We start from the raw sequence: 25,082 nt of genomic DNA, 5'->3' as shown, positions 1-25,082 counted from the left end.
CTTTGAATAACATGAGTATCTAAATATAAAAGTGAACTGAATGAAGTATTTTGCGGTAATTTTATTAGGCTGCCTTATCTCATTTTCAACAACTGCCGCAAAAAAACACATAAAAATTGTCAAACCTGTGGTTGCGGCATTTAAGGCAGGTGATAAAGCTGCCATTGCTAAGCGAGTGCATTATCCACTGCAGCGCAAAGAGCCGCTGCAAGCAATTGAAAATGAGCAAATGCTTATAGAAAACTTTGAGCAAATTTTTGATAAAGAGTTTGTCGAAAAAATCGTGAACTCAAATATTCGCCATGATTGGGAAATGATGGGGTGGCGCGGCATCATGTTTGATTCAGGCAAATTGTGGTTAGACTTTGATGGCTCTATTTGGGCTGTGCCTTATGAATCAGAGGCAGTAAAAGCACGACGTGAAGCACTGATTGACGAGCAAAAACAAGCATTACACAAAAGCCTTCGTGAATTTACAAAGCCGATACTTACGTGGCAAACAAAACAGCATTTAATTCGTATCGATGAACTGGCTGATAATCAGTACCGCTATGCAGCATGGGGGATTGATCAATCTATGCAAGATGAGCCAAGCCTTGTGATCAGCGGCGGTACGTTAAGTTTTGATGGCAGTGGGGGCAATCATTTTTATACCTTTACTAACAACAGTTATCGTTACGTTTGTCATGTAACAGTGCTTGGTACTGAACACTCATCGCCGGGGCTTTTAGAGGTATTCAAAAATAATGTACAAATATTGTCTGAGCTTGCTTCGAGTTTTTAGGGGATTTTTCTTATTTTGAACTACACTTATTCTTTCAAAGGAGTCTCGCTTAAAGGGGCCTCATTTAAAGGAGTAAGTTGTGGGTACAAAATTTTGGATATTAAGAACCACTAAAGTTTTTACGCTGGTGGCAATTTTGTTATTTATGGTGGAAATTCTAAAAGGTCACGAGACAATGAGCGCATTAGGCTTTGCGCTACTTTGGTCATTTATTGCAACGGCCATTTTTATCGCAACCCGTTTATATCATTCATCAAAAGGGCGCCACTGTGCACTTTGTAATGACACCCCAGATGATAAAAAAGCGAGTTAGCTTAGGTTATTAACAAACACGCCGCCCCATACCAACGCACAAATCGATAGAGCAATCAGTACGGCTGCAGATCCTAAGTCTTTAGCTAGGCCTGATAATGGATGAATTTCAAGGCCTATTCGGTCTATGGCGGCTTCAATTGCCGTATTGACGACTTCAGCAAACATCACAAATAGCACTGATACAAGCAGCATAATTTTCTCATACAGACTAATCTGCCATACAAAAACCACCGCTATGGCAAGTACCAACAGTATCAGCTCTTGTTTAAAAGCAGACTCATGCTTTGCCAACCACGTGAATGCTCGTTGGGAGTTTTTGAATGCAAGGCGAATACGTTTAATGCCAATGGGTTTGTTAGTGCTATCAAATTGCATAGTATGAAATCTCTATTTCGTTAGCTTTGTGTTGAGCAAGCATTAAAGATATCTTGCTTTGGGTGATATTCAGTGCTTTGTACATGGGTTAAGCCTAGTAGGGTGTCAAAAATGTTATCGTGCGAAAAAGCATGGTTACGCTGCTGTTCGATACATTGATTAAAGCGGGTATCGGCCAGTTTATTACTCCAAAACAGCATAGGCACTTGGGTTTGCTCTTTAGGCGCTAACGCATACGGGAAGCCATGTAAGTACAAGCCTTTTTCACCCAGTGATTCACCGTGATCTGAAACATACAGCAGGGCTTTGTCATCCGCCTGACTGTTTTGCAGTAAATTAATAAGTTTACTCAGCACTAGGTCGGTATAAGCAATGGTATTATCATAGGTATTGGTAAGTTGCTCACTGCTACAGTTTTGGATATCGCTACGTGGGCAATCAGGCAAAAATTTACTGTCTTTTTCTGGATAGCGTCGATAGTAGGTTGGCCCGTGTGAGCCAATCATATGTAACACCACTAGTTGGTGCTTCGCATGACTTTTGGCAAGCTTTGCAGCTAATTCTTCAACCAGGACTTCATCAAAACAATAGCGTCCGTCACAAAGTGGGTTGCTCTTTGTTGGTTCTACCGTTTCTGAGTTTACCCGCACACAAACCCCTTTACAGCTGCTATTGTTATCAATCCACGTTACTTCTACACCACTTCGTTGAATGATATCTAGGGCATTTTCTTGGCTTTGCGCGATGCGTGAATCATAGTGATTGCGGTCTAAGCGCGAGAACATGCAAGGTACAGAAATGGCCGTTGCGGTGCCACATGAACTAACATCACTGAAATATTTAACGCCAAGTTTAGGGGTATATTGATTAGTCGGCTTGTCGTAACCTTGCAGTGAAAAGTTTGCTGCGCGTGCTGTTTCGCCTACCACCATAATCGTCAGTGAACTTTGTTGCTTAGCTAATAGGTGCGGTGTTTTATCTAAGACTTTAAATGGTAAAGGTGGATAAAAATAATTATCGCGCAGGTACTTATAGCCCGCAGTATAAAATGCAAAGGGGGTAATGTAGCTGGTTAATTGACGATTATTACGCCCTACAGAGGCGTAATCTTTATAAAAAGGAACGGCAATAACAGCTACAGCAATAAACGCTGTAACGTTAAGAAGCGCAAAGCTTTTAAGACGAACACGAAAGTTTCCGACAATTTTAAAGCGAGAAAACAAGTAAGCAGGCAGTACGCCTAGCACAGTAATAAAAGCGATAACTTGTACATTAAGGTATGAAAAAGCCTCACCTGAATTTGTCTCTAAGATATTTTGCAGCATGCTTTTATCAAAGATAACACCGTAATTTAAGGTTGCATAAAACAACAACGATGAAACCACGACGCTTGTTAAAAGCACGGGTTTAACAAAGGTGATTAGCGATAACCAACTTAACACCATTGCCGTCAGTGCTAATAAGAAAAACGGTACGCTTGCTATAAATAACCAATTGACATGTTCAGGTTTGCTGGCTGCTTCAAGCATGTTAAATAAAAACAGGCCATTAAATGCAATAACCAAGTACAACGACACCAGCCAGACAAATTGGCTGTAGCTAACGTGCCATTTTTTAGTAAGGAGTTGTTTAATTTGCATGCTCATAATCATTCCTCATCGCTACGATTTATTTGGTAAGCGATACAACTGTTCGGTATAAGCTAAATTGCTAAATAAGACGTGTGCTAAGGCTTTTTTGGCAAGTTCAACGCTGCTATCTGTGTTATCGATGGCAACTTGCGTTTTACTTGTAGAGTCATAGCGCCAATAGCTCACTTTTTGGTTTGGCATCAGGATCACGGCTTCACCATTTTCTACGTAAGCAAAGTTGTCGTAGTACTGCATCATGGCGCGCTCAACAGGGTATTGTTGAGTTAAATCATAACCAAGCATGGGGGTTGCTTGCTCAACGCCTAATAACGACAACAAAGTAACAGGTAAATCAATTTGGCTGACTAAGCGTGTATCGCGCTTTGCATCCATATCACTATTTAGGATCACAGCAGGGATGTGGAAAGATTTAAGCGGCACAGGCTCAGAACCAAACACGCGCACATCATGATCTGCAACCACTAAAAAGACGGTGTCTTGCCAGTAATCTTGCGTTTTTGCCTTTGCGATGAATTTACCAAGAGCATAGTCTGCATATTTGATTGCTAGATCGCGTTTGTAGTTTTCTGGGTCGTGGCTTTCAGGCAGTGTTACTTTACCCTCTGGAATATCGAATGGGTCGTGGTTACTTGAGGTAAACACAAGGCTGAAAAATGGTTTGCCTGATTTATTTAGCTCACTTAGCTCTATATCAGCTTGATTGAACAAGTCTTCGTCGCTTGCTCCCCATGACGAAATAAACTCAGGGTTTTGCATGTCATTAATATCGACAATATCGCTAAAGCCATTGCCTAAGAAAAAGCTTTTCATATTATCGAAATGACTTTCACCACCATAAATAAATTGGGTGGTATAGCCTGTGCGGCTTAATACATCAGCAAGTGAGAAAAAGTTACGCTGAGATTTAGAAAGTTTGACCACCGAGCGCGAAGGTGATGGGGTAAACCCAGTTGTTACCGCTTCGATACCTCGAACAGAGCGTGTGCCAGTGGCGTATAAGTTATCAAAGCCCCAGCCTTGTTGATAAAGCTTATCTAGCTCAGGAGTCACACCAATGCCACCTAGTTCGCCAACAAAGCGTGCGCCTAAGCTTTCTTCTAAAATGATCACTAAATTCTTTTGTTTGCCTGTGTTAAAAGGTGTGTTGTTGGCAAGGGTAGGGATACTCTCAGTGATAAACTGCTGTTTATAGGCTGCTTGCTTTACTGTTTGTAAAATCTCATCACGTGGCATGGTACCGTATAAACTACTGGCATTTTTTTCATTACCCATATTTTTAATAGCAAATGCAACACTGTAAGTTGAATTAAGGGCCAAGGAGTTAATCAGTGAGTCACTTGAAAAGTACACCAATGCAGGGTTTAACGGGCGATGGCTTACAGTGCCTCTCGCGCTAATTAAGCAAACTAATAATGTTGTAACGAGTATCACCACTTGGCTAACCGTTTTAGCATTTTGCTGTTTGCTAAATGCAGCATTAATATAACGATACGTAAACACACAACTAAGCGTTGCAATAATTAAGGTGCTTATCATGGCAAATAGGTGGCCATGTAATAGCATAGAAAAGACTTCTTGAGGGTAGTCTAGGTATTCGACAAATAAACGATTTGGTCGTACATCGTACTGGGTAATAAACGCGGGAGTAGAAGCCTCTACAACCACGATTAAAGTTATAACTATACTGCTATAAAAAGTAAAAACATGCTGAAATAAAGCGGTTTTGCTGCGCAAAAGTACATTAGCGAGTAACATTAAAACAGCCAAGGCTGACAAGTAGCCTAAGCTGCTTAAGTCGACTCTTAAGCCTCCTAATAAAACGGCTAGGCTATCGCCATCAGCTAACCTTTGGTGTTGCCATACAAGCAAGGTAATTCTCGACAGTATAAATACTGACATTAAAATTAATGAAAAACGGAATAAAGGTTTTAAAACAGAAAGTTTTGTTGTCATAGTCGTACTTACTTAATCGAAACTACGGCAATACTAGGAATCGAAACTTAAGAAATCCTTATGGTAATCTTAATATTTTCTAAACTAGAAAAACTTCAGTAAATCTTAAGTGGATCTTAAGATTCAAAGCGTAAGCTGATGACGCTAAAAGGCTTTTTACCTAAATGAGTAACATATGAAATTGTTGATTATAGAAGATTCGGTGTCATTAAGACGTAGTCTACGAATTGGTCTTGAGAACCTAGGTTTTACTATTGATGAAACCGGCGATGGCGCTGAAGGTTTGAGTATGGTAATGACAGGTGAGTACGAATTAATCATACTCGACATTATGTTACCCAGTATTGATGGCATTACGTTATTACAAACCATAAGAGCAAAGCAGCTCGACGTTCGTGTGCTTATTTTATCTGCCAAGCAAGAACCAGAAGATAGAGTGAAAGGACTACTCACCGGGGCCGATGACTACCTGACCAAACCATTTTCGTTTGATGAGCTGCATGCAAGGTTATTAAATTTAATGCGTCGCGGCGGCCTGAAAACAATCAGCGATGTGATCCGCATCGATAACTTGGCTTTAAATTTACAATTAAAACTTTTGCAAGTTAACGACACTGTCATCGATTTCACCCCCAACGAATATAAAATAGTCGAGTGCTTGTTTAGTAATCAAAACAAAGTGATCACAGCCGAAAAGTTAAGTACCTATATTGCTGGGCAATATGACTTAGTTTCAAAAAACTCCATTGAAGCGCACTTATCATCGGCGCGTAAAAAGGTGAGGGCAGCAGGTGGCGAGTTACCTATTCAAACTAAGCGTGGTTTTGGTTATATCATTCAAGGAAAATAATGAAATCAATTCGCAGTAAGTTAGTAACCACATTATCGATTACTATAACTGGGCTAGTGCTGAGTATTTTAGTTGCTACCGATATCGCCGTTGATAGTTGGATTGATAACGAATTTAATCGTGGTTTGAAATCAAAAGCCGGCATGCTTATGTCATTGATTGATATTGACGAAGAAGAAATTGATTTTGATTTTTCAGGGCAATTCATGCCTGAGTTTTCTGGCAGTACAGAAACTGAGTATTTTCAAATTTGGTCGCAGTCTGGCGTGTTTGCGCGTTCAGAAAGCTTGCATCTTTTCTCACAAAAGAATCTACCTCTAGAGAAAATAAAGCTTGGCGAGACAAAAATCATCAATACTGAGTTACCTGATGGTCGCAATGGCCGTGTTATTTACACTCGCTTTATACCGCCTTTAGACCTAGACGATGATGAAGACTTTATTGAGGGCGTTAACACCTCTTTGCAACAACCCATAACCTTAGCTTATGCGGCTTCATCAGAAGAAGTTGACTTTGTTTTATGGCTCATCGACGTTATTTTTGTTGTTTCTACTGTGTCAGTAATCGTATTTATTCGTCTATTTGTGCGTAAATCGGTCGACAGCTCTTTAGCGCCGCTGAATAAACTAAACCGGGATATTAGCCGGCTCAGTATCGCTGATAAAAATGCCGTGATAACAATAAAAGAGCCTGTTAAAGAGCTGCAACCCATTGTTGATAGCTTAAATGCCTTTATACGGGAAAACCGCCAGCTTTATTTTCGTGAAAGACGCTTAACCTCGGATATTGCTCATGAGTTAAAAACGCCTATAGCTGAGCTTATTAATATGGCTGAAGTGGCCATTCGTTTTCCAAATGAAAAAGAGTTTGAGGCAGATTTTAAACCCGAAGTGCTAAAAATCAGCCAGCGTTTAAAGAGTATTGTGTCGAACTTATTATTACTGCATAAGTACAGTGATGAAGCACTTCCAAAGCAAGATGCATGTGATTTAAACCAGGTTATTTTACGTACCTTAGAAAAATATGATTTAGAGCGAATTAAGTTTGAGTTTCAAGATGATATTCCTGCCATTGTCAGTAATTTATTTGTCCTTGAATCAATCATCACCAACCTTGTAAATAACGCCAAGCAATATAGCCCTGACAAGAGTGATGTAACTATAAGCACGCTACTGAATAAAGAGAATAAGTTGCAATTCTCTGTTATGAATGAGTTACAAGTACCCTTAACAGAAGAAGATATAAGCCAGTTATTTGATCCGCTTTGGCAAAAAGACAGTGCCAGAACCTCTAATGATAACTTTGGGTTAGGCTTATCTATTGCCAAAGCGTTAAGTAAAGCTATTGATGCTGAACTTCAGGTGTCGTTAAGTGGGCAAAACATAACCTTTAGTTTGATTATTTCTTAAGGCTTTGCAGGCGTTTAATATGTGTGCAACACTGAGGTTATCAAAAAGAAATTAATAACAATAAGGAACAACACGATGGGAAAAATTATAGGTATTGCTTTAATCGTTATTGGTGTGGCGCTAGCTGTATGGGGATATAACGTGTATGACTCTGCAAGTGCGCAAATTAGCCGCACGTTTAGTGGTGATACACCAATTGAAGCTTGGCTCGGTATGGTCGGGGGCGCAATTTGCGCAATTGTGGGTATTTTAAAAGTTAAATAACCGCAAACATTGAAATCAATTAGCTAATACCTGATACTGTATTTATATACAGTGTTGGGTTTGGCTATGAAAACACAACTACCAGCAAAATATTATTTAAGTCACTTCTTTGAGCTTGCTGAATTTATTCAAGCTCAGTGCAGGCATCTGCTTTTAGAAGAGCAGCAGTTATTTCTTGAAAAACTCCTTCAGCTTGATGAGCAAAGTTTATGTACTTTGCTGCGTATTTATTCTCGAAAGCCAAAAATCATCGCGTTGTCATCATTAAATTATGAAGAGATCCCTAATCTGCACGGTGCTATTTTTAAGCTAAAGCAGCAAGGGCTGGTGGCACATCCTAGCAGCGACGAATTAGATCTATTACTTGAGCATTTAACCAAACCAACCCTGTTAACCTTATTAGCAAATGATGAGCTAATGGCGACTCAACCTGATTACAAAAAGTCAGCCAGTAAACAGCGCTTAACCCAACTGTGTAAAGAGCATATTGATCGCAACCACAGTGAATTAGAGTCGTTGTTTAGTCAGTTCGTGGTCAATAGCCGTAGTCAGTATTATGAATACTTCGAGTTTTTACATAGCGGCCGACTAAGTGGCGGTGATATCAACCATCAAAATCGTTTTGTGATGCGTGATTTAGGAATTGCAAAAGTACGTGGTGATGTTAATGAGAGCATCTCTCGTTTTCAAACACTGGCCGAAGCACAAACGCATTATCAATTAAATAAGCTGCGAATGCAGTTCAAAGAAAGTGAGTCACACACAGAGTATCAGAACTTAGCCCAAGCACTTTTAGCCATTAGATCTGAAGATGAATTAGCCCAGAGTATCAAAAACAAATTACTGATCCGCTTATATAAGCAGCTTAAAGAGCATGACTTAGCATTTGCATTTGAATTACTTGAGCACTGTGAAGGTAGCAGTGAAGCGCAAGAGCTAGCAATTCGCCAGCGTTACAAACAAGGTGATAAAACCTGGGTTGAGCAAAAGCTTGAGCAAGTTATTCAAGACCCGCTTGATGATGGCATTTTGTATTTTGCAGAGGACTTTTTACAGCGTAAATATAATAAGCAACAACGCTCACGCCTAACACAAATGCTCATTGATACAGAGCATCAATTAGAGGTTGATGACATTTATCGTGGCGATGTAGAGCAAGGAGTGTGTGAGCATTATCAACAGCTTGGTAATACGGTATTTTTTACCGAGAATAATCTTTGGTTGAGTCTTTTTACGTTAACGTTTTGGCAAGAACTTTTTATAGAGACGCCGCACCCGCCGTGTAATGAATTTGATCTTTATCCAAAGGTGTTACTGGCTGATTGTTTTTATACAGTGCAACAAACACAAATTGAGCAAAAGCTTGCAAAATTCACTAGCAATGAAGCCTTATATAAATATGTTTGTAAAAACGTAGGGCAGTTTTATGAAGCGCCTAACGCTATGTTTATGTGGCACAGCGATATGTTAGAGCCGCTAGAGGTATTAATAAAACACAGCCCGCTTGCAAATTTAAAAGCGCATTTATTGCAAATGACAAAAACCTTTAAGCAGCTCAAAGATGGCTACCCAGATTTGATGGTGCTTAAAGGGGATAAGCTCACCTTTGAGGAAGTGAAAGCCCCAGGCGATAAACTAAGGCGCAACCAACTTGTCAGTATTGAGGTGTTAAAGCAACATGGCTTTGCAGTGAATATCGTTGCGGTAAATTGGTTTAATGATCCGAATCGAATTTACAGTGTGGTCGATATAGAAACCACCGGTGGCGTACAAGGTAATAATAAAATTACTGAAATAGCCGTTGTGCAGTTACAAGCGGGCGAAGTAATTAAACAATGGGCGAGTTTAATCAACCCTGAGCGCAGTATTCCTGCTTTTATCACCAAGTTAACCGGGATAAACGCCACTATGGTTCGTGATGCGCCACGCTTTGAAGAGGTTGCTGATACCCTGCGCTCACTATTAAAAGGTAGCGTATTTGTTGCCCATAATGTGAATTTTGACTACAGCTTTATTCGCAAAGAATACAGTGCAATCGGGCAGAGCTTTAAAATGCCAAAGCTATGTACCGTAGTTGAATCACGAAAAGCATTTCCTAAGCTTAAGTCATATTCGCTCGGTAACTTAGCAGCACATTTTGAATTGAATTTAACGAATCATCATAGAGCGTTAGCTGATGCAACTGCCACAGCAGAACTGTTAAACCTGATTCAACAAACACAATCAAAAAAGGCGAGTTAACCTCGCCTTTTAAGTGGTTATTTACCAGGGAACTGGTGAATATGGACATCCCTTTGCGGGAATGGAATCGTGATATCAGCGGCGTCAAAGGCAATTTTAACGCGTTCGTATAAGCCAAAATACACTGGCCAGTAGTTATCAGACTCAACCCACGCCCATACCAACATGCCAATATGGCTTTCGCCGTGCTGGCTAACATGAACCGATGGTTTTTTATCTTCTATATCTTTTAGTATCAAATCATAGTCATTAAGCACGCTCATAAGCACATCACGGGCTTTATGAACATTATCGCCATAACTAATGCCAAATTCGATTGCAACGCGGTGTGTTGGCTCTGAAAACTTATTCTTAACGCAGCCATTTGAGAGCGTGCCATTTGGGATAATGATTTTTTCATTGTCGTAGGTGAGTAAAACAGTGACAAAAATTTGTATCTCAACCACTGTACCCATGTAACCCTGTGCTTCGATTACATCGCCTACTTTAAAGGGCTTAAAGAACAAAATAAGCACGCCACCTGCAAAGTTAGCAAGGCTACCTTGAAGTGCCATGCCCACCGCAAGGCCAGCAGCACCCAGCATTGCGATAAACGATGTGGTTTCTATACCAATCATAGAAGCAACAGATATCAGCAACAGTACTTTTAAAATGACCGAGATAAAGGAGACTAAAAAGTGCGTAAGGCCAACTTCGAACTTGACCTTATTCATTGATTTTTCGGCCATATTGGCAATTCTACCAATTAACCACCAACCTATAATTAAAACCAGTATTGCGAGGATAAACTTTGGCCCGTAAAGCATCAGCAATTCGATAGCTTGGTTATAGATTTTTTCGATTGATATTTCGTCCATTATTTTCCCTTTTATATCAATATATGCAAAAGAAAATAATAGTAGAGGAATTCGTGTTTGGTTGTGCAGGATAGCTAATAAAATGTGAATCTTCAGAGGTAATTCAGCTATAAGTAACAAAAAAGGAGTAGCAAGCTACTCCTTTTGTTTAGATTGTGTAGAAAATTATTCTGTGCGTTTACTTGGAATAACTTTAACTAACTTAACCATATTTTCTTTTATCTCGATAACTTCAATAGGGTAGCCGGCAATACGCAAACTTAGGTTTGAGTCTGGGATGTCCTCTAAGTATTCAACAATTAAACCACTTAGCGTTTTCGGGCCATCAATCGGTAGCTCCCAACCCATTTCTTTATTTAAATCACGAATATTGGCACCGCCATCAACAAGTACTGAGCCATCATCTTGCTCTGTTACTTCTTCACTCGGTGTACGCGTTTGCGTTGTAGTGAAATCACCCACCACTTCTTCAAGAATATCTTCAAGTGTTACTAGACCTTGAATATCACCATACTCATCAACAACTAAGCCAATACGCTCTTTTGATTGCTGGAACTTAAGTAGTTGCGTGTTCAGTGATGTGCCTTCAGGAATAAAGTAGATTTCACGTACCGCACGCAGTAGTGATGGTTTATCAAACTGCTCTTTCGTTAATAGACGCAGTGCATCACGTGAGTGAATAAAGCCAACAGCATCATCAATTTGGTCACGATACAACAGTACACGGGTGTGCTGTGCATGAGTAAGTTGGCGGCTGATAAGCTTCCAATCATCATTGATATCAATAGCAACAATTTCGTTGCGTGGGATCATGATATCTTCAACAGTGACTTGCTCTAAATCTAAAATTGAAGTCAGCATGCTTTGGTGGCGAGCAGGTAATAGTGCACCTGATTCGTTCACCACAGTTTTTAATTCTTCTTTACTTAAGCTGTGCTCTTCAATTTGTGCTGTGGTAATACCAAACAAGCGTAACATGCCGTTGGTCATCCAGTTTACGATAACCACAAACGGGAAAAGGATTTTCAATAGGCCTTTGAGCACAATTGAGCTTGGAAAAGCAACCTTCTCTGGGTAGAGCGCAGCAAGTGTTTTTGGCGTTACTTCGGCAAAGATTAAAACAACCAGCGTTAGCGCACCGGTTGCAATAGCGATACCGAGATCACCATACAAACGAATACCAATAATCGTTGCAACCTGTGCTGCAGCGATATTTACAAGGTTATTACCAATTAATATCAGACCAATGAGTCTGTCAGGGCGACTTAATAGTTTGCTGACGCGCTTCGCTGCACGGTGCTCTTCTTTAGCAAGATGACGCAGGCGAATACGGTTGATTGACATAATTCCAGTTTCAGAACCAGAAAAATAAGCAGAAATAAGTATCAATAATCCCAATATAATAAACAGGGTACTAGTCGATATGTCGTCCAAGGATGGATCCTTTTTTTATAAATCAGTGCATATTAAGCTAGAGACAGCTTGCTGAGTCAAGTTAAAACTTATTTAGAACCACTTCTTGGATGAAACGGCTGCCAAAATAAGCAAGTGACAAGATAAAAGCGGCTATCATGATCGAAAACACCACAGGCTTACCACGCCAGCCTTGACGTAAATGACCTACAGTGACCACAGTGAAAATTAGCCAAGCAATTAACGATAAAACCGTTTTGTGAATAAACTCACTGGCAAACATTCCCTCTAAGAAGATGAACCCAGAAAGGAGAGCAAAAGTCAGTAAGATAGTACCCAGCGTGAGTAATTGATATAGCTGACGTTCAACCACCATTAAAGGAGGGAGGTGGCTGTGAACAATTGCCAAGTCTTTGCGTTTGAGGCGCTTATCAATAAAGTAGAACTGTACAGCATAAAGTGTTGAGATTATCAAAACACAATAGGCTAGCAGTGATAAGGATATGTGAGTAACTAAACCAAGTTCAACATCGATTGATTGCAAAATCACATGATGCGGTATAAACAAGCTGGCAAGGGTCAGTAAGGCTGCAAAACCATAAACAACTGGCAGCAATAAAGTTGCGGGGAATTTGAGAGACACAGCAGTTACCGACACCACAATGACCCAACAGGTTAATAAGGCAACGTTGACGATACTTAAATCTTGGCCGTCAGCACGAAAAACTGAATTAACCAGTAATAACATATGAGCAAGGATAGCCACAGTGCTAAGAATGACTGTGAGTTTTTGGCTTGGACCTTGTTTGTGAAAAAGGCGTGATAGCACATGTGACGTTGCTAACACATAAAACAAACTAGCAATAATAGTTAAACTAATAATCATCGTGTTTTGGCCACTTAATTTATATCGATAAATCCTTGTCTCTTTGATGCCATTGTATTTTATAGCAAGGCAAAAGCATAGAGTTTGTAAAAAGAAACTCAAACTGCACACTTGAACACTGTATTGTCGACCACCATTTACGGTATACTGCTAGGAATTAAATTTTAATATTGCCTGTATTGTCGCCAAACTTGTTTGATTTATGTACATTGCAGGTGCAACACGTTTTATCGGAACCTTTACATGTTTGAGAATCTCCAAGAACGCTTAGGTAAAACCTTAAAAAATATCAGTGGCCGCGGACGCCTAACTGAAGACAATATAAAAGATACATTACGCGAAGTCCGCATGGCATTTTTGGAAGCGGACGTTGCCTTACCTGTTGTTCGTGAATTCGTTAAGCAAGTTAAAGAACGTGCCGTAGGTGTTGAAGTAACAAAAAGCTTAAGCCCTGGCCAAGTCTTTATTAAGATTGTTCGTGAAGAACTTGAAAAAGCCATGGGTGAAGCTAACGAAGAGCTAAGCCTTAATGCACAGCCGCCAGCGGTGGTGATGATGGCGGGTTTACAAGGTGCTGGTAAAACGACTAGTGTTGGTAAACTAGCTAAATTCTTAAAAGAGCGTAAAAAGAAATCTGTATTAGTTGTGAGTGCCGACGTTTATCGTCCGGCAGCAATCAAACAGCTTGAAACACTGGCTGATGAAGTGGGTGTTGAGTTCTTCCCAAGTGACATTTCACAAAAGCCTGTTGATATCGCAAACAATGCGATTTCGCACGCGAAGAAGAAATTCATTGATGTGGTATTAGTTGATACCGCAGGTCGTCTACACGTCGATAACGACATGATGGACGAGATCAAAGCACTTCACAGTGCGATTAACCCAATCGAAACCTTATTCGTTGTTGATGCGATGACAGGTCAAGATGCAGCAAACACTGCAAAAGCATTTGATGAGGCGCTTCCTCTAAGTGGTGTGATCTTAACTAAGACCGATGGTGATGCCCGTGGTGGTGCTGCATTATCGATTCGTCATATTACCGGTAAGCCAATTAAGTTTATGGGTGTGGGTGAGCGCACTGATGCCCTTGAACCATTCCACCCTGACCGTATTGCTTCTCGTATCCTAGGTATGGGTGATGTACTTTCATTAATCGAAGAAGTCGAAATGAAAGTAGATAAAGAGAAAGCCGCTAAAGTTGCCGAAAAAGTATTTAAAGGTGATGGTTTCACATTAGATGACTTTGCAGAGCAACTTCGTCAGATGAAGAACATGGGCGGTATGATGTCGATGCTTGATAAGCTGCCAGGCATGCAAAACCTACCTGACGCTGTAAAAGGCCAGATGGGTGATAAAACTTTCGTACAAATGGAAGCTATCATCAACTCTATGACGCCAAAAGAGCGTGCTCGCCCGGAAATCATCAAAGGCTCGCGTAAAAAACGTATTGCTGCAGGCTCTGGCACTCAGGTGCAAGAAATCAATAAACTGCTTAAGCAGTTTACGCAAATGCAGAAGATGATGAAGAAGATGAAAGGCAAAGGTGGCATGAAGAAAATGATGCGCGGCATGAAAGGCATGTTACCACCAGGTATGATGGGTGGCGGCCCTAAATTTTAATAGTGCTGTTTATTAAGTGTATAAAAAGGAGCATATAGCTCCTTTTTTTGTAGATAATTTATGCGTAGTTGTTAGCCGCATGTAAGATTTAAAGCCCAGATCAGTGTTTAATCAACTAAACTTACATTTTGCAGCAGTTCTTACTTGCAATGTTGCAAAAAACTCGTACAATTCCCCAGCTTCCCGTATTGGGGAGTAAATCTTATTAATGAAAACAGTCAATCTAATGTAGAGGACGGTATGGTAACTATTCGTTTGCAACGTGGTGGCGCTAAAAAACGCCCTTTCTATCAAATTGTGGTTGCGGATAGCCGTTTCTCGCGTGACGGTCGCTTCATCGAGAAAGTAGGTTTCTTTAACCCAATCGCTTCTGGTCAGGAAGAAAAAGTACGTTTAGATTTATCTCGTGTTGATCACTGGGTAGGTCAAGGCGCATCTCTTTCAGATCGCGTAGCTAAGTTAGTTAAAGACGCTCGTAAAGCGGCTTAATAGGCGTAAGAGTAACCATGAGTCAAGAGAACACCTCGTATATTACAGTAGGAAAGCTCGGTGCCCCGTATGGTATAAAGGGCTGGCTTAAGGTGCATTCATTTACTGATGATCCCGAAGGGATCTTCGATTTCAGCCCATGGTTGATAGGGCAACAAGGTAAATGGCAGACCTTAGAAGTGGTCGACTGGCGTCGCCACAACAAAGGCTTTATCGCTAAAGTTGCGCAAGTAAACGACCGAGACGAAGCAATGGCTTTAACCAATGCAGAAATCTCAGTAGATGCAGCGCAGCTACCAGAATTACCGCAAGGTGAATTCTATTGGCGAGATCTGATCGGCATGTCTGTTGTAACTGATAAAGGTTATAACTTAGGCACTGTTGATGACCTAATGGAGACAGGGTCAAATGACGTTTTGGTTGTGAAAGCAAACAAAAAAGATGCATTTGGCCAAGCAGAGCGTTTAATTCCTTTCTTAACAGATTCTGTTATTAAAGAAGTTAAACATGATGCAAGAGAAATTACCGTAGACTGGGACCCAGGGTTTTAATGTCACAAACGAGTTCGCTATGGGTAGGGGTGATAAGCCTTTTCCCGGACATGTTTGATGCGATTACCACCCAAGGGGTAACAGGTCGCGCAGTTAAAAATGGTCTAATCGACTTTAACTGTTGGAACCCACGTGACTATGCCACTGATAAGCATAGAACCGTGGATGATCGTCCTTATGGTGGCGGTCCTGGCATGTTAATGATGGTTGAACCATTGAAACAAGCTATCCTTGACGCCAAAAAAGCGGCAGGTGATGGTGCAAAAGTAATTTATATGTCCCCGCAAGGGCGCAAATTAGATCAGCAAGGTGCAAGCGAGCTTGCACAATCAGAAAAGCTGATTTTAATTGCAGGTCGCTATGAAGGTATAGATGAGCGAATTATAGAATCATACGTTGACGAAGAATGGTCAATTGGTGATTTTATTTTAAGTGGTGGTGAACTACCCGCGATGACGCTAATTGATGCAGTAGCACGATTAGTACCAGGGGTGTTAGGTCATAACCAGTCAGCTGAGCAGGATTCATTTTCGAATGGCTTGCTTGATTGTCCTCACTATACACGGCCAGAGACATTGGATGATAAACAGGTGCCTGCTGTATTACTCAGCGGAAACCACCAAGAAATCGCTAAGTGGCGCACAAAGCAATCACTTGGTAGAACTTGGCTTCGTCGTCCTGACTTGTTGCATAACCTAGCTCTGACTGAGGAGCAAGCGGCACTCCTTGCTGAATTTCAGCAAGAGTACCAACAAGCTTGTGGCTAGAAGACAGTTACACCTAGGAAAGTGAGAAATATAATGGCAAAAGTAAACCAAAATATTATTAAAGCGCTTGAAGAAGAGCAGCTTAAAACAGACGTACCAGCATTCGGCGCTGGTGATACAGTAGTTGTACAGGTACGTGTAAAAGAAGGTAACAAAGAGCGTCTACAGGCCTTTGAAGGTGTTGTAATCGCTAAGCGTAATCGTGGTCTTCACTCAGCATTCACAGTTCGTAAAATCTCGAGCGGTGAAGGTGTTGAGCGTGTATTCCAAACGCACAGCCCTCTTATCGATAGTATCTCAGTTAAACGTCGCGGTGCAGTTCGCCGTGCGAAACTTTACTATCTACGTGAGCGTTCTGGTAAATCTGCACGTATTAGAGAAAAACTTAACTAATACGCGCTGTTTTACAACGCAAAATAAAACGGGTTGCAGCCTTAGGTTGCAACCCGTTTTGGTTTTTATACCGCAAAAAAATTTTCCTTCCCTGAGAAATACCGAAATACTCCCTTCTAAATTATCTATTATCCCTTCATAAGCTATGCTATATGCACGTTAGGGCTTTGTGCTTTGGCTGTTATCCTGTTACTATAATTTGTATTAAAATCTTTACTTTTTTGTATATAAATATTTACGTTTTTAGGGTTTGAGGTGTGGTAACGTGGTAACAGTGAATGATCTAGCTGATTTAAGAGCAGGAATAGATGAATGTGATGCGCAATTGGTGGCATTACTGGCAAAGCGTAATGGGATTACAGAAAAAATAGGCGCAATTAAGCAACAAATCGGTGCTCCATTACATGCACCTGATCGCGAGGCTGATTTACTCGCGGCACGTCGTAAAGAAGCAATCGCACAAGGGGTTAACCCTGAGTTAGTTGAAGATATCCTGCGTCGTATGATGCGTGAAGCCTATCAGAATCAGCAAGGTAGCCTTGCTTGTGTTGCACCTCAGTTATCACCTATTGTAATTGTTGGTGGTGAAGGTGCCATGGGTCAGCTATTTGCACAACAGTTTACTCGTTCAGGTTATGAAGTGCGTATTTTAGATAAAGCACAGCAAGCACAAAGTGAAACGATATTAAAAGGGGCAAAATTGGTTCTTGTCAGTGTGCCAATTAATGCGCTTGAGCAAGTCGTCGCAGCGCTACCAACACTTGATGATGACTGTTTACTGGTTGATATTACCTCTGTTAAGCAAAAACCTTTAAAAGCACTTATGGCGGCTCATAGCGGCCCTGTAGTTGGCTTACACCCCATGTTTGGCCCAGATATTTCACACTGGGTAAAGCAAACGGTCGTCGTGTGTGAAGGGCGAGATCATGAAGTGGCTAAAGGGTTAATGGCACAACTACAAGTTTGGGGCTGCCAGGTGGTTGAAATGGATGCTAAAAAACACGATGAAGCAATGCAGATCATTCAGGTTATGCGCCACTTAACAACTTTTGTATATGGCCAGTTTCTTGCCAAGCAAAGCCATACACTCGCAGAGCTTCGCAGCTGCTCATCACCCATTTATCAATTAGAGTTAATGATGGTAGGGCGCTTATTTGCTCAATCTCCAGAGCTTTATTCTGACATCATGTTAGCGCAATTCGACGATGTAGAAGCACTGCTTGCCAATTACCAAGATACTTTTGCAGACACGCTCGAAAAGCTAAAAGCTGGGGATAAAGCATCATTGATTGCCGCATTTGCTGATGCAAAAGAATACTTCTCAGATGCGACAGCACATTTCTTAACGCAAAGTCGCAGCTTACTCAATAAAGCAAACGACGCAAAAGTGCTAGATTAAACAGCTCTAATCTAGCAAAAAAACTCTATCAAAAAAGCCCGCATCAAGCAGGCTTTTTAGTTTTAAATAATCGTTCTAGTGACCACCTAATGAGCCAGGTAACGCACCGCTGTGGTGATTGATTAAGCCCCATTGATACAGCAAGTCAGTCATATCTGAAAGGCTGAATAAGGTCATGCTCAAGCCAACAATCGTCAACACTATGGTATAAGGTAGCGCCATGTATACCATGCGTCCATAAGATAGTCTTAACACAGGGGCTAATGTTGATGTAAGCAAGAACAAGAAGGCAGCTTGTCCATTAGGCGTTGCAACACTTGGTAAATTAGTACCTGTGTTAATTGCCACAGCTAATAGGTCAAATTGATCACGGGTAATTTGACCTGCCTGTAACGCAGCAGCCACTTCATTGATATACACAGTACCCACGAACACGTTATCGCTGACCATCGACAGAATACCGTTGGCAATAAAGAACATCACCAGTTGCAGCTGACCTTCAAAGGTAAGCACCCATGCGATCACAGGAGTAAATAAATGCTGGTCGATAATAACTGCAACAATAGAGAAGAATACGCAAAGTAACGCTGTGAATGGTAGGGCTTCTTCAAATGCTTTACCTAATTGGTGCTCTTCAATAATACCGGCACTGGCTGTGGCAAAAATAATGACAGACAAACCAATTAAACCAACAGTGGCTAAGTGAAGGGCTAAACCTATGATCAACCAAACAGCAATGAAAGCTTGAATCGCTAAGTTCACTTTGTCGCGTGTAGTGCGTTTTTTCTCAAGCTTTTTAGCATGATCCGATAAAATCGTGTGGATGGGGGCAGGGAGTTTTGCGCCGTAACCAAAGGCTTTGGTTTTTTCGAGTAAGAAAGTAGTGGCAATACCGGCAATCATAACGGGTAAAGTAATAGGCAACATTCGGAAGAAAAATTCGCCAAATAACCAGCCAGCACGCTCAGCAATGATCAAGTTCTGTGGCTCGCCTACCATGGTACAAACACCGCCTAAGGCAGTACCAATTGATGCATGCATTAATAAGTTACGAAGAAAAGCACGAAACTCTTCAAGCTCTTGACGGTTTACAGGGCGAACTTGGTTATCGTCATTAATATCATGCTCGCTGCTAGAGTCTTTTCCTGATGCAACCTTGTGGTAAATACTGTAAAAGCCCATCGCAACGGCAATAACCACCGCCATCACCGTTAACGCATCTAAGAAAGCAGATAAAAAAGCCGCAGCAATCGTGAACGACAGCGACAATACGGTTTTACTTCGCACCGAAACAACCAGCTTTGTGAAGATATACAAAAGCAAGTCTTTCATAAAATAGATGCCGGCAACCATAAAGATAAGTAACAGGATCACATCGATATTCTGTACTATTTCATGTTCAACTTGGCCGGCGGTTGTCATGCCGATAAATAAGGCCTCAATTGCTAATAAGCCTCCCGGTTGTAGCGGGTAACATTTAAGTGCCATGGCGAGTGTAAAAATAAACTCTAGCACTAATACCCACCCTGCCAGATAAGGGTTAAGTTGAAATAACACCGGGTTGATTAGTAAAAACGCAATAATGGTGTATTTATACCACTGTGGCGAAGTCCCCAAAAAATTTTTAAATACTGCTGGTAAAACGCGCTGCTGCATGGCCGTACCTTTTAATAGTGCTGGTTGTTATTGTTAATAATTAGAAATTCAGTATATCGAAAGTATTGTTATTTGGCGTACTTTTAATCCAAAAGGTCATTTATTTAACTAGATCTTGTAGATTTTTATGCACTGCGGAGTTAGTTTACTTGTTAGTTGCAGATCATCTGGTACAATCAGTGAGTTGAACACCAAATGCGGTAAAAGTAGTTGCTAACTCAAGTGGAAATTGGATGAGAATTTTTAAAGCGAAAAGCCCAGCAGGTTTTGCTGAAGAATACATTGTTGAATCTATTTGGAATGGTGACTTTCCGCCTGGCTCAATTCTTCCTGCTGAACGTGAATTGTCAGAGCTGATTGGTGTAACACGTACAACCTTACGTGAAGTACTTCAGCGTCTAGCTCGTGATGGCTGGCTAACGATTCAACACGGTAAACCTACACGTGTAAATAACTTCTGGGAAACCTCGGGTCTTAACATTCTAGAGACGCTAGCACGTCTTGATGAAGACAAAATGCCAGAGCTTACAGACCAATTACTTTCTGCTCGCACTAATATTAGCGCAATTTATACCCGTGCGGCTATTAAGCTTGCCCCAGAGCGTGTAATTGAAATTTTATCGCAAAGTGAAGAGCTTGAAGACAGTGCTCAAGCATTTGCTGATTACGATTATAAAGTTCACCATGAATTAGCAGTAGCGGGTAATAACCGCATTTACGTGCTTATCTTAAATGGTTTTAAAGGTTTCTACTCAAAAATTGGCTGCCACTACTTCTCTGATTCTCGTACCCGTGAATTAGCGCGTCAGTTTTATAAAGACCTAACAGAGCTTGCTGAGCGTCGTGAGCATGATGGTGCGATTTCTATGATGCGTAAATACGGCCATCAAACAGGCGAAATCTGGCAGCAAATCCGTGGTGATATGCCAGAAGATATCATGGACTAAGCGTCCGTATTGATAAGTTATTATAAGAACCCAGCTAAAAGCTGGGTTTTTTTGTTCTGTCGGTCAATTTGCACACTAATATAGAGTTATCTCAATCCACGTTTATAGCGAATCAATTTTTCCGATTAAGCATATCGTTTTTTTCGATTGTTCATTTGTCTGTAACCTCATTAAACTATCTTGCAAATTATCAATACTTACTCTTGGTTTTTGATTTTTAGTAACCATATCTAAGTGAGTATTGCATAGGCAATTGGAAATAAACTCAAATATTTGGAGATAAAAATGGGTGTATTAGTTGGCCGTCAGGCACCAGACTTTACTGCAGCAGCTGTTCTTGGTAACGGTGAAATCGTTGAAAACTTCAACCTAAAAGAAACTATCAAAGGTAAAAAAGCAGTTATCTTCTTTTACCCGTTAGACTTCACTTTCGTTTGTCCTTCAGAGCTAATCGCTTTCGACAAGCGTTTTGAAGAATTCCAAAAGCGTGGCGTTGAAGTAATCGGTGTTTCTATCGATTCACAATTCTCACACAATGCATGGCGTAACACTGCCGTTGCTGACGGTGGTATTGGTCAAGTTAAATATGCACTAGTTGCAGACGTTAAACACGAAATCTGTCAAGCATACGACGTTGAGCACCCAGAAGCAGGTGTTGCTTTCCGTGGTTCTTTCCTAATCGACGAAGAAGGTAACGTACGTCACCAAGTAGTTAACGACCTTCCACTAGGCCGTAATATCGACGAAATGATCCGCATGGTTGACGCGCTAGCGTTCCACAGCGAGCACGGTGAAGTATGTCCAGCTGGTTGGACTGAAGGTAAAAAAGGTATGGACGCAAGCCCTGCAGGTGTTGCTAAATTCCTTTCTGAAAACGAAGGCGACCTATAATCTAGGCCTTAGTTAAAGAATTAAAAAACCCGCCAATTGGCGGGTTTTTGTTTTTAAGCTCAATGAGATTAGTTAAAGCGCATTGTTAGCTTAGTATAGAAGTAACGACCACGTGGGTTATGTACGCTTGATACATAGCCATATAAGTCGCCATCACCATCACCGATTGCAAACGGAGGATCTTCATCAAACACGTTATTCACACCCACAGAAAGTTTGATTTTCTCTGAGAAGTTATACGCAGTTTGTAAATCAACTAGCGTTTGTGAATCAACCATACGTGATGTGTTGCTATCAAAGTCTAAATTACCGTCAAAGTCGATATCTGGCGTATCTTCAAACTCGCCCGTGTAACTGACGTTCACATTAGTGTTGAAGTCACCCATTTCCCAGTTTGTTGAGAAAATCCAACGGTTTTCAGGATAACGATACTCGCCAGTGTAATCGCGGCCATCTTTCTTAAATTCGTTTTGGTAAGCCCATTCTAAATTGAATTTTAAGAAGCCGTAATCGTTCATCGCATGTGTGTAGTTAGCCGATACATCGACACCCGATACTTCTTGTGATGAGACGTTTTCAAAGGTGCTGTAAACTTTTTGGATTACACCTAAACTCTGACCATTTTGTGGCGCTAAACGCACACACACAGTGCTGTTTTGGTCATTACAGTTGTTATCATAGATAGGGCCGAACTCTTGCTCGTCAATCTTATTATCTTGGGTAATGCTCCATACATCGATTCCAAAACCAAATTCAGCGGTTGGTGCCCAAATGAAACCCACATTCCATGACTCTGATTCTTCAGCTTCAAGGTTTGGGTTACCTGCAAATTGGATATTGTAATCTAGAGCGTTACAATCCTGTCCTGTTGCCTGACAGCGATAAGTATCTACAAAGAATTGACTCTCTTCAGATGGACCTAAACCAATTTGTGCCAATGAAGGGGCGCGGAAACCTTGAGCCCACGAACCACGAACAGTGATTGAATCTGTAGGTGCCCAGCGAACAGCTACTTTAGGGTTTGTTGTTGAGCCAAAATCGCTGTAGTCATCGTATCGACCCGCTAACTGCAGTTCTAGGTTATCTGCTAACGGAATTGAAAACTCAATATAAGCTGCGTATTGATCGCGTTCTGCAGCGGCTGAGACAGACTCAGTACCAAAGATTAACCCACGTTGAAATTGGTCGTCTGGAATATCGTTTACATCTTCTTCACGGTATTCAATACCAGCAGCCATCATTACTACATCATCGCCAAAGCTGAATGCTTCACCACTGATATTTGCATCAAATGAAGTCATATGAGACTCACCACGGCGCACTAAGCTTGTCGTGATACGGTCAATAACTGCTTGGTCATTATAGGTGCCACCAAATGGGTTATAGTTACCTGCATCGATTTCTTGTTGTAAGAAATCAGTGCGCACCCAACCTTGGCTTCTGTCACCGGTTTGCATTGATTTACTGCGACCTTTTTGAACTGCTGCTTCCCAGCTCCAGTCGCTGATCTCACCTTTTAGGCCCGCAACAAAACGCAGCGTATCTGATTCAATATCCCATTGGCGAGGGCCGGCATCTACCGTTCTGTAGCGACCAATTTCGATGTCTTGGCCAAACGGGTTGTTAGGATGGCTTGCTGGTACTGTAAGGCCTGCATCTTCATCAAGAGGAGTCGGTGCACCTGCAGCTTGCGACGTATTATGTTGTACTGCAACTTCTAAGAAAGCTGAAATACCATTGTCGAAGTTATAATCAAATTGTGAGATAGCACCGACACGCTCAGATGCTGGGGTTACATAACCAAATGGGCCGTAGTCAAATAAGCAGCTGCCACTTGCAGTTGCATTTTCTGCCGGACAGGCCGGATCAATTGTTTTTTCACCATCTACATAAAAGTAGCCCGGGAAACCACGGGATGAGCGAAAATCCATACCGCCGTATGGTTCTTGGTTTGCTGTGCCTAAGCGGCCCATTTCATCTGAAGAAAGTGCGGTGTTGTTAAAGTAATCAATAATAATTGATGCACTGCTTTTTTCTGTGCTGGTACCCCAAACTAGGCTTGCTGTTTTTTCTTCGTAGTTAGGACCATCAGTACCACCATATCCAAGGTTTACTTCTAGGCCGTTAATATCTTTTTTTAAGATAATATTAACAACACCTGCAACTGCATCAGAGCCATAAATAGCTGATGCGCCATCCTTTAAAATATCTATACGCTCAATCGCAGAGACAGGAATTGAGTTGATATCAACGAATGAATTGGTAATGCTCTCAGCAAAGGCGCTAATAGATACACGACGGCCGTTAATAAGTACCAATGTAGCGTCTGAGCCTAAGCCACGAAGGCTAACTGCTGCAGCACCATTGGCTGTAGAGTCTTGGTTATTACCGCGAGTAGAAAAAGTACCATTACCGGCAACAGGCATACGCTCTAATAGTTGTTGTAGGTTGTCGTAGCCCATGTTATCGATGTCTGCACGACTGATTGATTGAACAGGTGATGGCCCTTCAATATCCGAGCGCTTGATGCGAGAACCTGTAACTTCAATACGCTCGACCTTTTCAGCTCCGTCTCGCTCTGCAGCAGCAGACATAAAACTTGTGCCAGCTAATGCTGCAACTGTAAATGCATAGAGAGGTCGTTGTATAAAGCGATGGGTGTTCTTCATATATTTCAATCCTTGTATAATTGTAAGAGTATTGTGAATTAATCACGACAAAGATTGATACCATGTAAACAGTGGTGAATGGAATAGCAAAAAAGTATGGGTTTATTAAAGGGTTGAAGTTCTTAAGTGGGAAGAGTCAGGACTGATACGGGGGACGAGCCTAACAAAAGGTTAGGCTCATTTCATAAATTAAGCTTTATGTTTCATCAGGCGTTCTTTTTCACGCGCCCAATCTTTATTTTTTCCGTCTTCACGTTTGTCGTGCATCTTTTTACCTTTAGCAAGGTGGAACTCCAACTTCACCCAGCATTTTTTCCAGTACATTGCAGTTGCGATTAATGAAAAACCTTCGCGTTCTGTAGCACCGATAAGACGATCGATTTCACGCTTATTTAAAAGTAACTTACGATACCTTAAAGGATCGCAAATTACGTGAGTAGAAGCACTGTTGAGAGGCTGAATTTGACTGCCAAGTAAAAATGCTTCGCCGTTTTTAATGTGAATATAAGTCTCAGAGATGTTTACTTTACCAGCTCGGATACTTTTTACTTCCCAGCCCTGTAGTTCAACCCCTGCTTCGAACTTATCGTGTAAAAAATACTCATGACGCGCTTTTTTGTTAAGCGCGATGGTATTACTTGTCGATTTAGATGATTTTTTCTTAGCCATAGTGGCTCATATTATACGTAAAAACAGCGTTT

At 41.2% G+C, this 25,082-nt stretch carries 23 protein-coding genes; 14 read left to right on the top strand and 9 right to left on the bottom strand.

Going from position 1 to position 25,082, the window contains the following annotated elements:
• Window positions 1-40: 40 nt before the first annotated feature.
• Window positions 41-784 carry a hypothetical protein gene (locus ABMY41_RS05955; RefSeq protein WP_287245789.1) on the top strand — a complete coding sequence of 248 codons (744 nt, stop codon included), beginning with the start codon at window positions 41-43 and terminating at the stop codon, window positions 782-784.
• A gap of 79 nt (window positions 785-863) precedes the next feature.
• Window positions 864-1,097, top strand: a complete 234-nt coding sequence (locus ABMY41_RS05950) for a hypothetical protein (protein ID WP_054564076.1) — start codon at window positions 864-866, stop codon at window positions 1,095-1,097.
• Here the strand turns inward: ABMY41_RS05950 and ABMY41_RS05945 are convergent.
• Genes ABMY41_RS05945 through ABMY41_RS05935 form a run of 3 tightly spaced genes read right to left on the bottom strand, consistent with a single transcriptional unit; the run spans window position 1,094 to window position 5,079 of the window.
• Window positions 1,094-1,474 carry a diacylglycerol kinase gene (locus ABMY41_RS05945; protein ID WP_175082805.1) on the bottom strand — a complete coding sequence of 127 codons (381 nt, stop codon included), beginning with the start codon at window positions 1,472-1,474 and terminating at the stop codon, window positions 1,094-1,096. The two genes, ABMY41_RS05950 and ABMY41_RS05945, sit on opposite strands and share 4 nt — an antisense overlap.
• Before the next feature lie 20 nt (window positions 1,475-1,494).
• On the bottom strand, window positions 1,495-3,120 hold the full coding sequence (locus ABMY41_RS05940) for a phosphoethanolamine--lipid A transferase (protein WP_287245786.1): 1,626 nt from the start codon (window positions 3,118-3,120) through the stop codon (window positions 1,495-1,497).
• Window positions 3,121-3,135: 15 nt separating this feature from the next.
• Window positions 3,136-5,079 carry an LTA synthase family protein gene (locus ABMY41_RS05935; protein ID WP_289096764.1) on the bottom strand — a complete coding sequence of 648 codons (1,944 nt, stop codon included), beginning with the start codon at window positions 5,077-5,079 and terminating at the stop codon, window positions 3,136-3,138.
• Window positions 5,080-5,254: 175 nt separating this feature from the next.
• Here ABMY41_RS05935 and ABMY41_RS05930 point away from each other — a divergent pair, with 175 nt between their 5' ends.
• From ABMY41_RS05930 to ABMY41_RS05915, 4 genes are all read left to right on the top strand, one after another.
• Window positions 5,255-5,929, top strand: a complete 675-nt coding sequence (locus tag ABMY41_RS05930; RefSeq protein ID WP_289096763.1) for a response regulator transcription factor — start codon at window positions 5,255-5,257, stop codon at window positions 5,927-5,929.
• Window positions 5,929-7,338 carry an ATP-binding protein gene (locus tag ABMY41_RS05925; protein ID WP_175078958.1) on the top strand — a complete coding sequence of 470 codons (1,410 nt, stop codon included), beginning with the start codon at window positions 5,929-5,931 and terminating at the stop codon, window positions 7,336-7,338. Before ABMY41_RS05930 ends, ABMY41_RS05925 begins: the two co-directional genes overlap by 1 nt.
• A gap of 75 nt (window positions 7,339-7,413) precedes the next feature.
• Entirely contained in the window at window positions 7,414-7,602 is a 189-nt protein-coding gene (locus ABMY41_RS05920; RefSeq protein ID WP_054553751.1) for a DUF3185 family protein, read from the top strand.
• Window positions 7,603-7,668: 66 nt separating this feature from the next.
• Window positions 7,669-9,843 (top strand): exonuclease domain-containing protein, encoded by a 2,175-nt coding sequence (locus ABMY41_RS05915; protein WP_251602646.1) that lies wholly within the window; start codon window positions 7,669-7,671, stop codon window positions 9,841-9,843.
• A 17-nt stretch (window positions 9,844-9,860) separates the two neighbouring features.
• Here ABMY41_RS05915 and ABMY41_RS05910 read toward each other — a convergent pair whose 3' ends face one another.
• From ABMY41_RS05910 to ccsA, 3 genes are all read right to left on the bottom strand, one after another.
• On the bottom strand, window positions 9,861-10,700 hold the full coding sequence (locus ABMY41_RS05910; RefSeq protein ID WP_054561892.1) for a mechanosensitive ion channel domain-containing protein: 840 nt from the start codon (window positions 10,698-10,700) through the stop codon (window positions 9,861-9,863).
• Between the two features lie 165 nt (window positions 10,701-10,865).
• The gene (locus ABMY41_RS05905) at window positions 10,866-12,134 is read right to left on the bottom strand and encodes a CNNM domain-containing protein (RefSeq protein ID WP_175082058.1); all 1,269 of its coding nucleotides are present in this window, start codon (window positions 12,132-12,134) and stop codon (window positions 10,866-10,868) included.
• A 61-nt stretch (window positions 12,135-12,195) separates the two neighbouring features.
• Entirely contained in the window at window positions 12,196-12,999 is an 804-nt protein-coding gene (gene ccsA, locus ABMY41_RS05900; protein ID WP_054551738.1) for a cytochrome c biogenesis protein CcsA, read from the bottom strand.
• Between the two features lie 243 nt (window positions 13,000-13,242).
• Between ccsA and ffh the strand changes: the two genes are divergently transcribed.
• The 6 genes from ffh (at window position 13,243) to tyrA (ending at window position 18,218) form a co-directional block, all read left to right on the top strand.
• Entirely contained in the window at window positions 13,243-14,619 is a 1,377-nt protein-coding gene (ffh, locus tag ABMY41_RS05895) for a signal recognition particle protein (RefSeq protein WP_054551737.1), read from the top strand.
• A gap of 240 nt (window positions 14,620-14,859) precedes the next feature.
• On the top strand, window positions 14,860-15,108 hold the full coding sequence (gene rpsP, locus ABMY41_RS05890; RefSeq protein ID WP_054551736.1) for a 30S ribosomal protein S16: 249 nt from the start codon (window positions 14,860-14,862) through the stop codon (window positions 15,106-15,108).
• Window positions 15,109-15,125: 17 nt separating this feature from the next.
• The gene (gene rimM / locus ABMY41_RS05885; protein ID WP_054561890.1) at window positions 15,126-15,659 is read left to right on the top strand and encodes a ribosome maturation factor RimM; all 534 of its coding nucleotides are present in this window, start codon (window positions 15,126-15,128) and stop codon (window positions 15,657-15,659) included.
• Complete coding sequence (gene trmD / locus ABMY41_RS05880) at window positions 15,659-16,426, top strand: tRNA (guanosine(37)-N1)-methyltransferase TrmD (RefSeq protein ID WP_054551734.1); 768 nt, start codon at window positions 15,659-15,661, stop codon at window positions 16,424-16,426. Before rimM ends, trmD begins: the two co-directional genes overlap by 1 nt.
• Before the next feature lie 33 nt (window positions 16,427-16,459).
• A complete protein-coding gene (gene rplS / locus ABMY41_RS05875) occupies window positions 16,460-16,819 on the top strand; it encodes a 50S ribosomal protein L19 (protein WP_054551733.1) in 360 nt (119 codons plus the stop codon).
• Window positions 16,820-17,084: 265 nt separating this feature from the next.
• Complete coding sequence (gene tyrA, locus ABMY41_RS05870) at window positions 17,085-18,218, top strand: bifunctional chorismate mutase/prephenate dehydrogenase (RefSeq protein WP_063527371.1); 1,134 nt, start codon at window positions 17,085-17,087, stop codon at window positions 18,216-18,218.
• 75 nt (window positions 18,219-18,293) lie between these two features.
• Here tyrA and nhaB read toward each other — a convergent pair whose 3' ends face one another.
• Window positions 18,294-19,874, bottom strand: a complete 1,581-nt coding sequence (nhaB, locus tag ABMY41_RS05865) for a sodium/proton antiporter NhaB (protein WP_252948648.1) — start codon at window positions 19,872-19,874, stop codon at window positions 18,294-18,296.
• 233 nt (window positions 19,875-20,107) lie between these two features.
• Here nhaB and fadR point away from each other — a divergent pair, with 233 nt between their 5' ends.
• On the top strand, window positions 20,108-20,821 hold the full coding sequence (fadR, locus tag ABMY41_RS05860; protein ID WP_054561887.1) for a fatty acid metabolism transcriptional regulator FadR: 714 nt from the start codon (window positions 20,108-20,110) through the stop codon (window positions 20,819-20,821).
• A gap of 285 nt (window positions 20,822-21,106) precedes the next feature.
• Window positions 21,107-21,712 (top strand): peroxiredoxin C, encoded by a 606-nt coding sequence (locus ABMY41_RS05855; RefSeq protein ID WP_054561886.1) that lies wholly within the window; start codon window positions 21,107-21,109, stop codon window positions 21,710-21,712.
• 68 nt (window positions 21,713-21,780) lie between these two features.
• On the opposite strand, the gene ABMY41_RS05850 is transcribed toward ABMY41_RS05855, so the two are convergent.
• Both ABMY41_RS05850 and smpB read right to left on the bottom strand, forming a co-directional pair.
• Entirely contained in the window at window positions 21,781-24,306 is a 2,526-nt protein-coding gene (locus tag ABMY41_RS05850; protein WP_349274330.1) for a TonB-dependent receptor, read from the bottom strand.
• Between the two features lie 264 nt (window positions 24,307-24,570).
• Window positions 24,571-25,050: an SsrA-binding protein SmpB gene (gene smpB, locus ABMY41_RS05845; protein ID WP_054551727.1), complete on the bottom strand. Its 480-nt coding sequence runs from the start codon at window positions 25,048-25,050 to the stop codon at window positions 24,571-24,573.
• Window positions 25,051-25,082 lie beyond the last annotated feature (32 nt).

It is taken from the genome of Pseudoalteromonas sp. BZA4 (genome assembly GCF_040104395.1).
Lineage (GTDB): Bacteria > Pseudomonadota > Gammaproteobacteria > Enterobacterales > Alteromonadaceae > Pseudoalteromonas.
Note: the sequence above shows the minus strand (reverse complement) of the source record. Positions and strands in the feature narration are given on the sequence as shown.

What these genes read in the sequence shown, in the direction of transcription:
- ABMY41_RS05955 (WP_287245789.1), top strand. Translation starts at nt 41, where the DNA reads ATGAAGTATTTTGCGGTAATTTTATTAGGCTGCCTTATCTCATTTTCA.
- ABMY41_RS05945 (WP_175082805.1), bottom strand. Translation starts at nt 1,474, where the DNA reads ATGCAATTTGATAGCACTAACAAACCCATTGGCATTAAACGTATTCGC.
- ABMY41_RS05940 (WP_287245786.1), bottom strand. Translation starts at nt 3,120, where the DNA reads ATGAGCATGCAAATTAAACAACTCCTTACTAAAAAATGGCACGTTAGC.
- ABMY41_RS05935 (WP_289096764.1), bottom strand. Translation starts at nt 5,079, where the DNA reads ATGACAACAAAACTTTCTGTTTTAAAACCTTTATTCCGTTTTTCATTA.
- ABMY41_RS05930 (WP_289096763.1), top strand. Translation starts at nt 5,255, where the DNA reads ATGAAATTGTTGATTATAGAAGATTCGGTGTCATTAAGACGTAGTCTA.
- ABMY41_RS05925 (WP_175078958.1), top strand. Translation starts at nt 5,929, where the DNA reads ATGAAATCAATTCGCAGTAAGTTAGTAACCACATTATCGATTACTATA.
- ABMY41_RS05920 (WP_054553751.1), top strand. Translation starts at nt 7,414, where the DNA reads ATGGGAAAAATTATAGGTATTGCTTTAATCGTTATTGGTGTGGCGCTA.
- ABMY41_RS05915 (WP_251602646.1), top strand. Translation starts at nt 7,669, where the DNA reads ATGAAAACACAACTACCAGCAAAATATTATTTAAGTCACTTCTTTGAG.
- ABMY41_RS05910 (WP_054561892.1), bottom strand. Translation starts at nt 10,700, where the DNA reads ATGGACGAAATATCAATCGAAAAAATCTATAACCAAGCTATCGAATTG.
- ccsA (WP_054551738.1), bottom strand. Translation starts at nt 12,999, where the DNA reads ATGATTATTAGTTTAACTATTATTGCTAGTTTGTTTTATGTGTTAGCA.
- ffh (WP_054551737.1), top strand. Translation starts at nt 13,243, where the DNA reads ATGTTTGAGAATCTCCAAGAACGCTTAGGTAAAACCTTAAAAAATATC.
- rpsP (WP_054551736.1), top strand. Translation starts at nt 14,860, where the DNA reads ATGGTAACTATTCGTTTGCAACGTGGTGGCGCTAAAAAACGCCCTTTC.
- rimM (WP_054561890.1), top strand. Translation starts at nt 15,126, where the DNA reads ATGAGTCAAGAGAACACCTCGTATATTACAGTAGGAAAGCTCGGTGCC.
- trmD (WP_054551734.1), top strand. Translation starts at nt 15,659, where the DNA reads ATGTCACAAACGAGTTCGCTATGGGTAGGGGTGATAAGCCTTTTCCCG.
- rplS (WP_054551733.1), top strand. Translation starts at nt 16,460, where the DNA reads ATGGCAAAAGTAAACCAAAATATTATTAAAGCGCTTGAAGAAGAGCAG.
- nhaB (WP_252948648.1), bottom strand. Translation starts at nt 19,874, where the DNA reads ATGCAGCAGCGCGTTTTACCAGCAGTATTTAAAAATTTTTTGGGGACT.
- fadR (WP_054561887.1), top strand. Translation starts at nt 20,108, where the DNA reads ATGAGAATTTTTAAAGCGAAAAGCCCAGCAGGTTTTGCTGAAGAATAC.
- ABMY41_RS05855 (WP_054561886.1), top strand. Translation starts at nt 21,107, where the DNA reads ATGGGTGTATTAGTTGGCCGTCAGGCACCAGACTTTACTGCAGCAGCT.
- ABMY41_RS05850 (WP_349274330.1), bottom strand. Translation starts at nt 24,306, where the DNA reads ATGTCTGCTGCTGCAGAGCGAGACGGAGCTGAAAAGGTCGAGCGTATT.
- smpB (WP_054551727.1), bottom strand. Translation starts at nt 25,050, where the DNA reads ATGGCTAAGAAAAAATCATCTAAATCGACAAGTAATACCATCGCGCTT.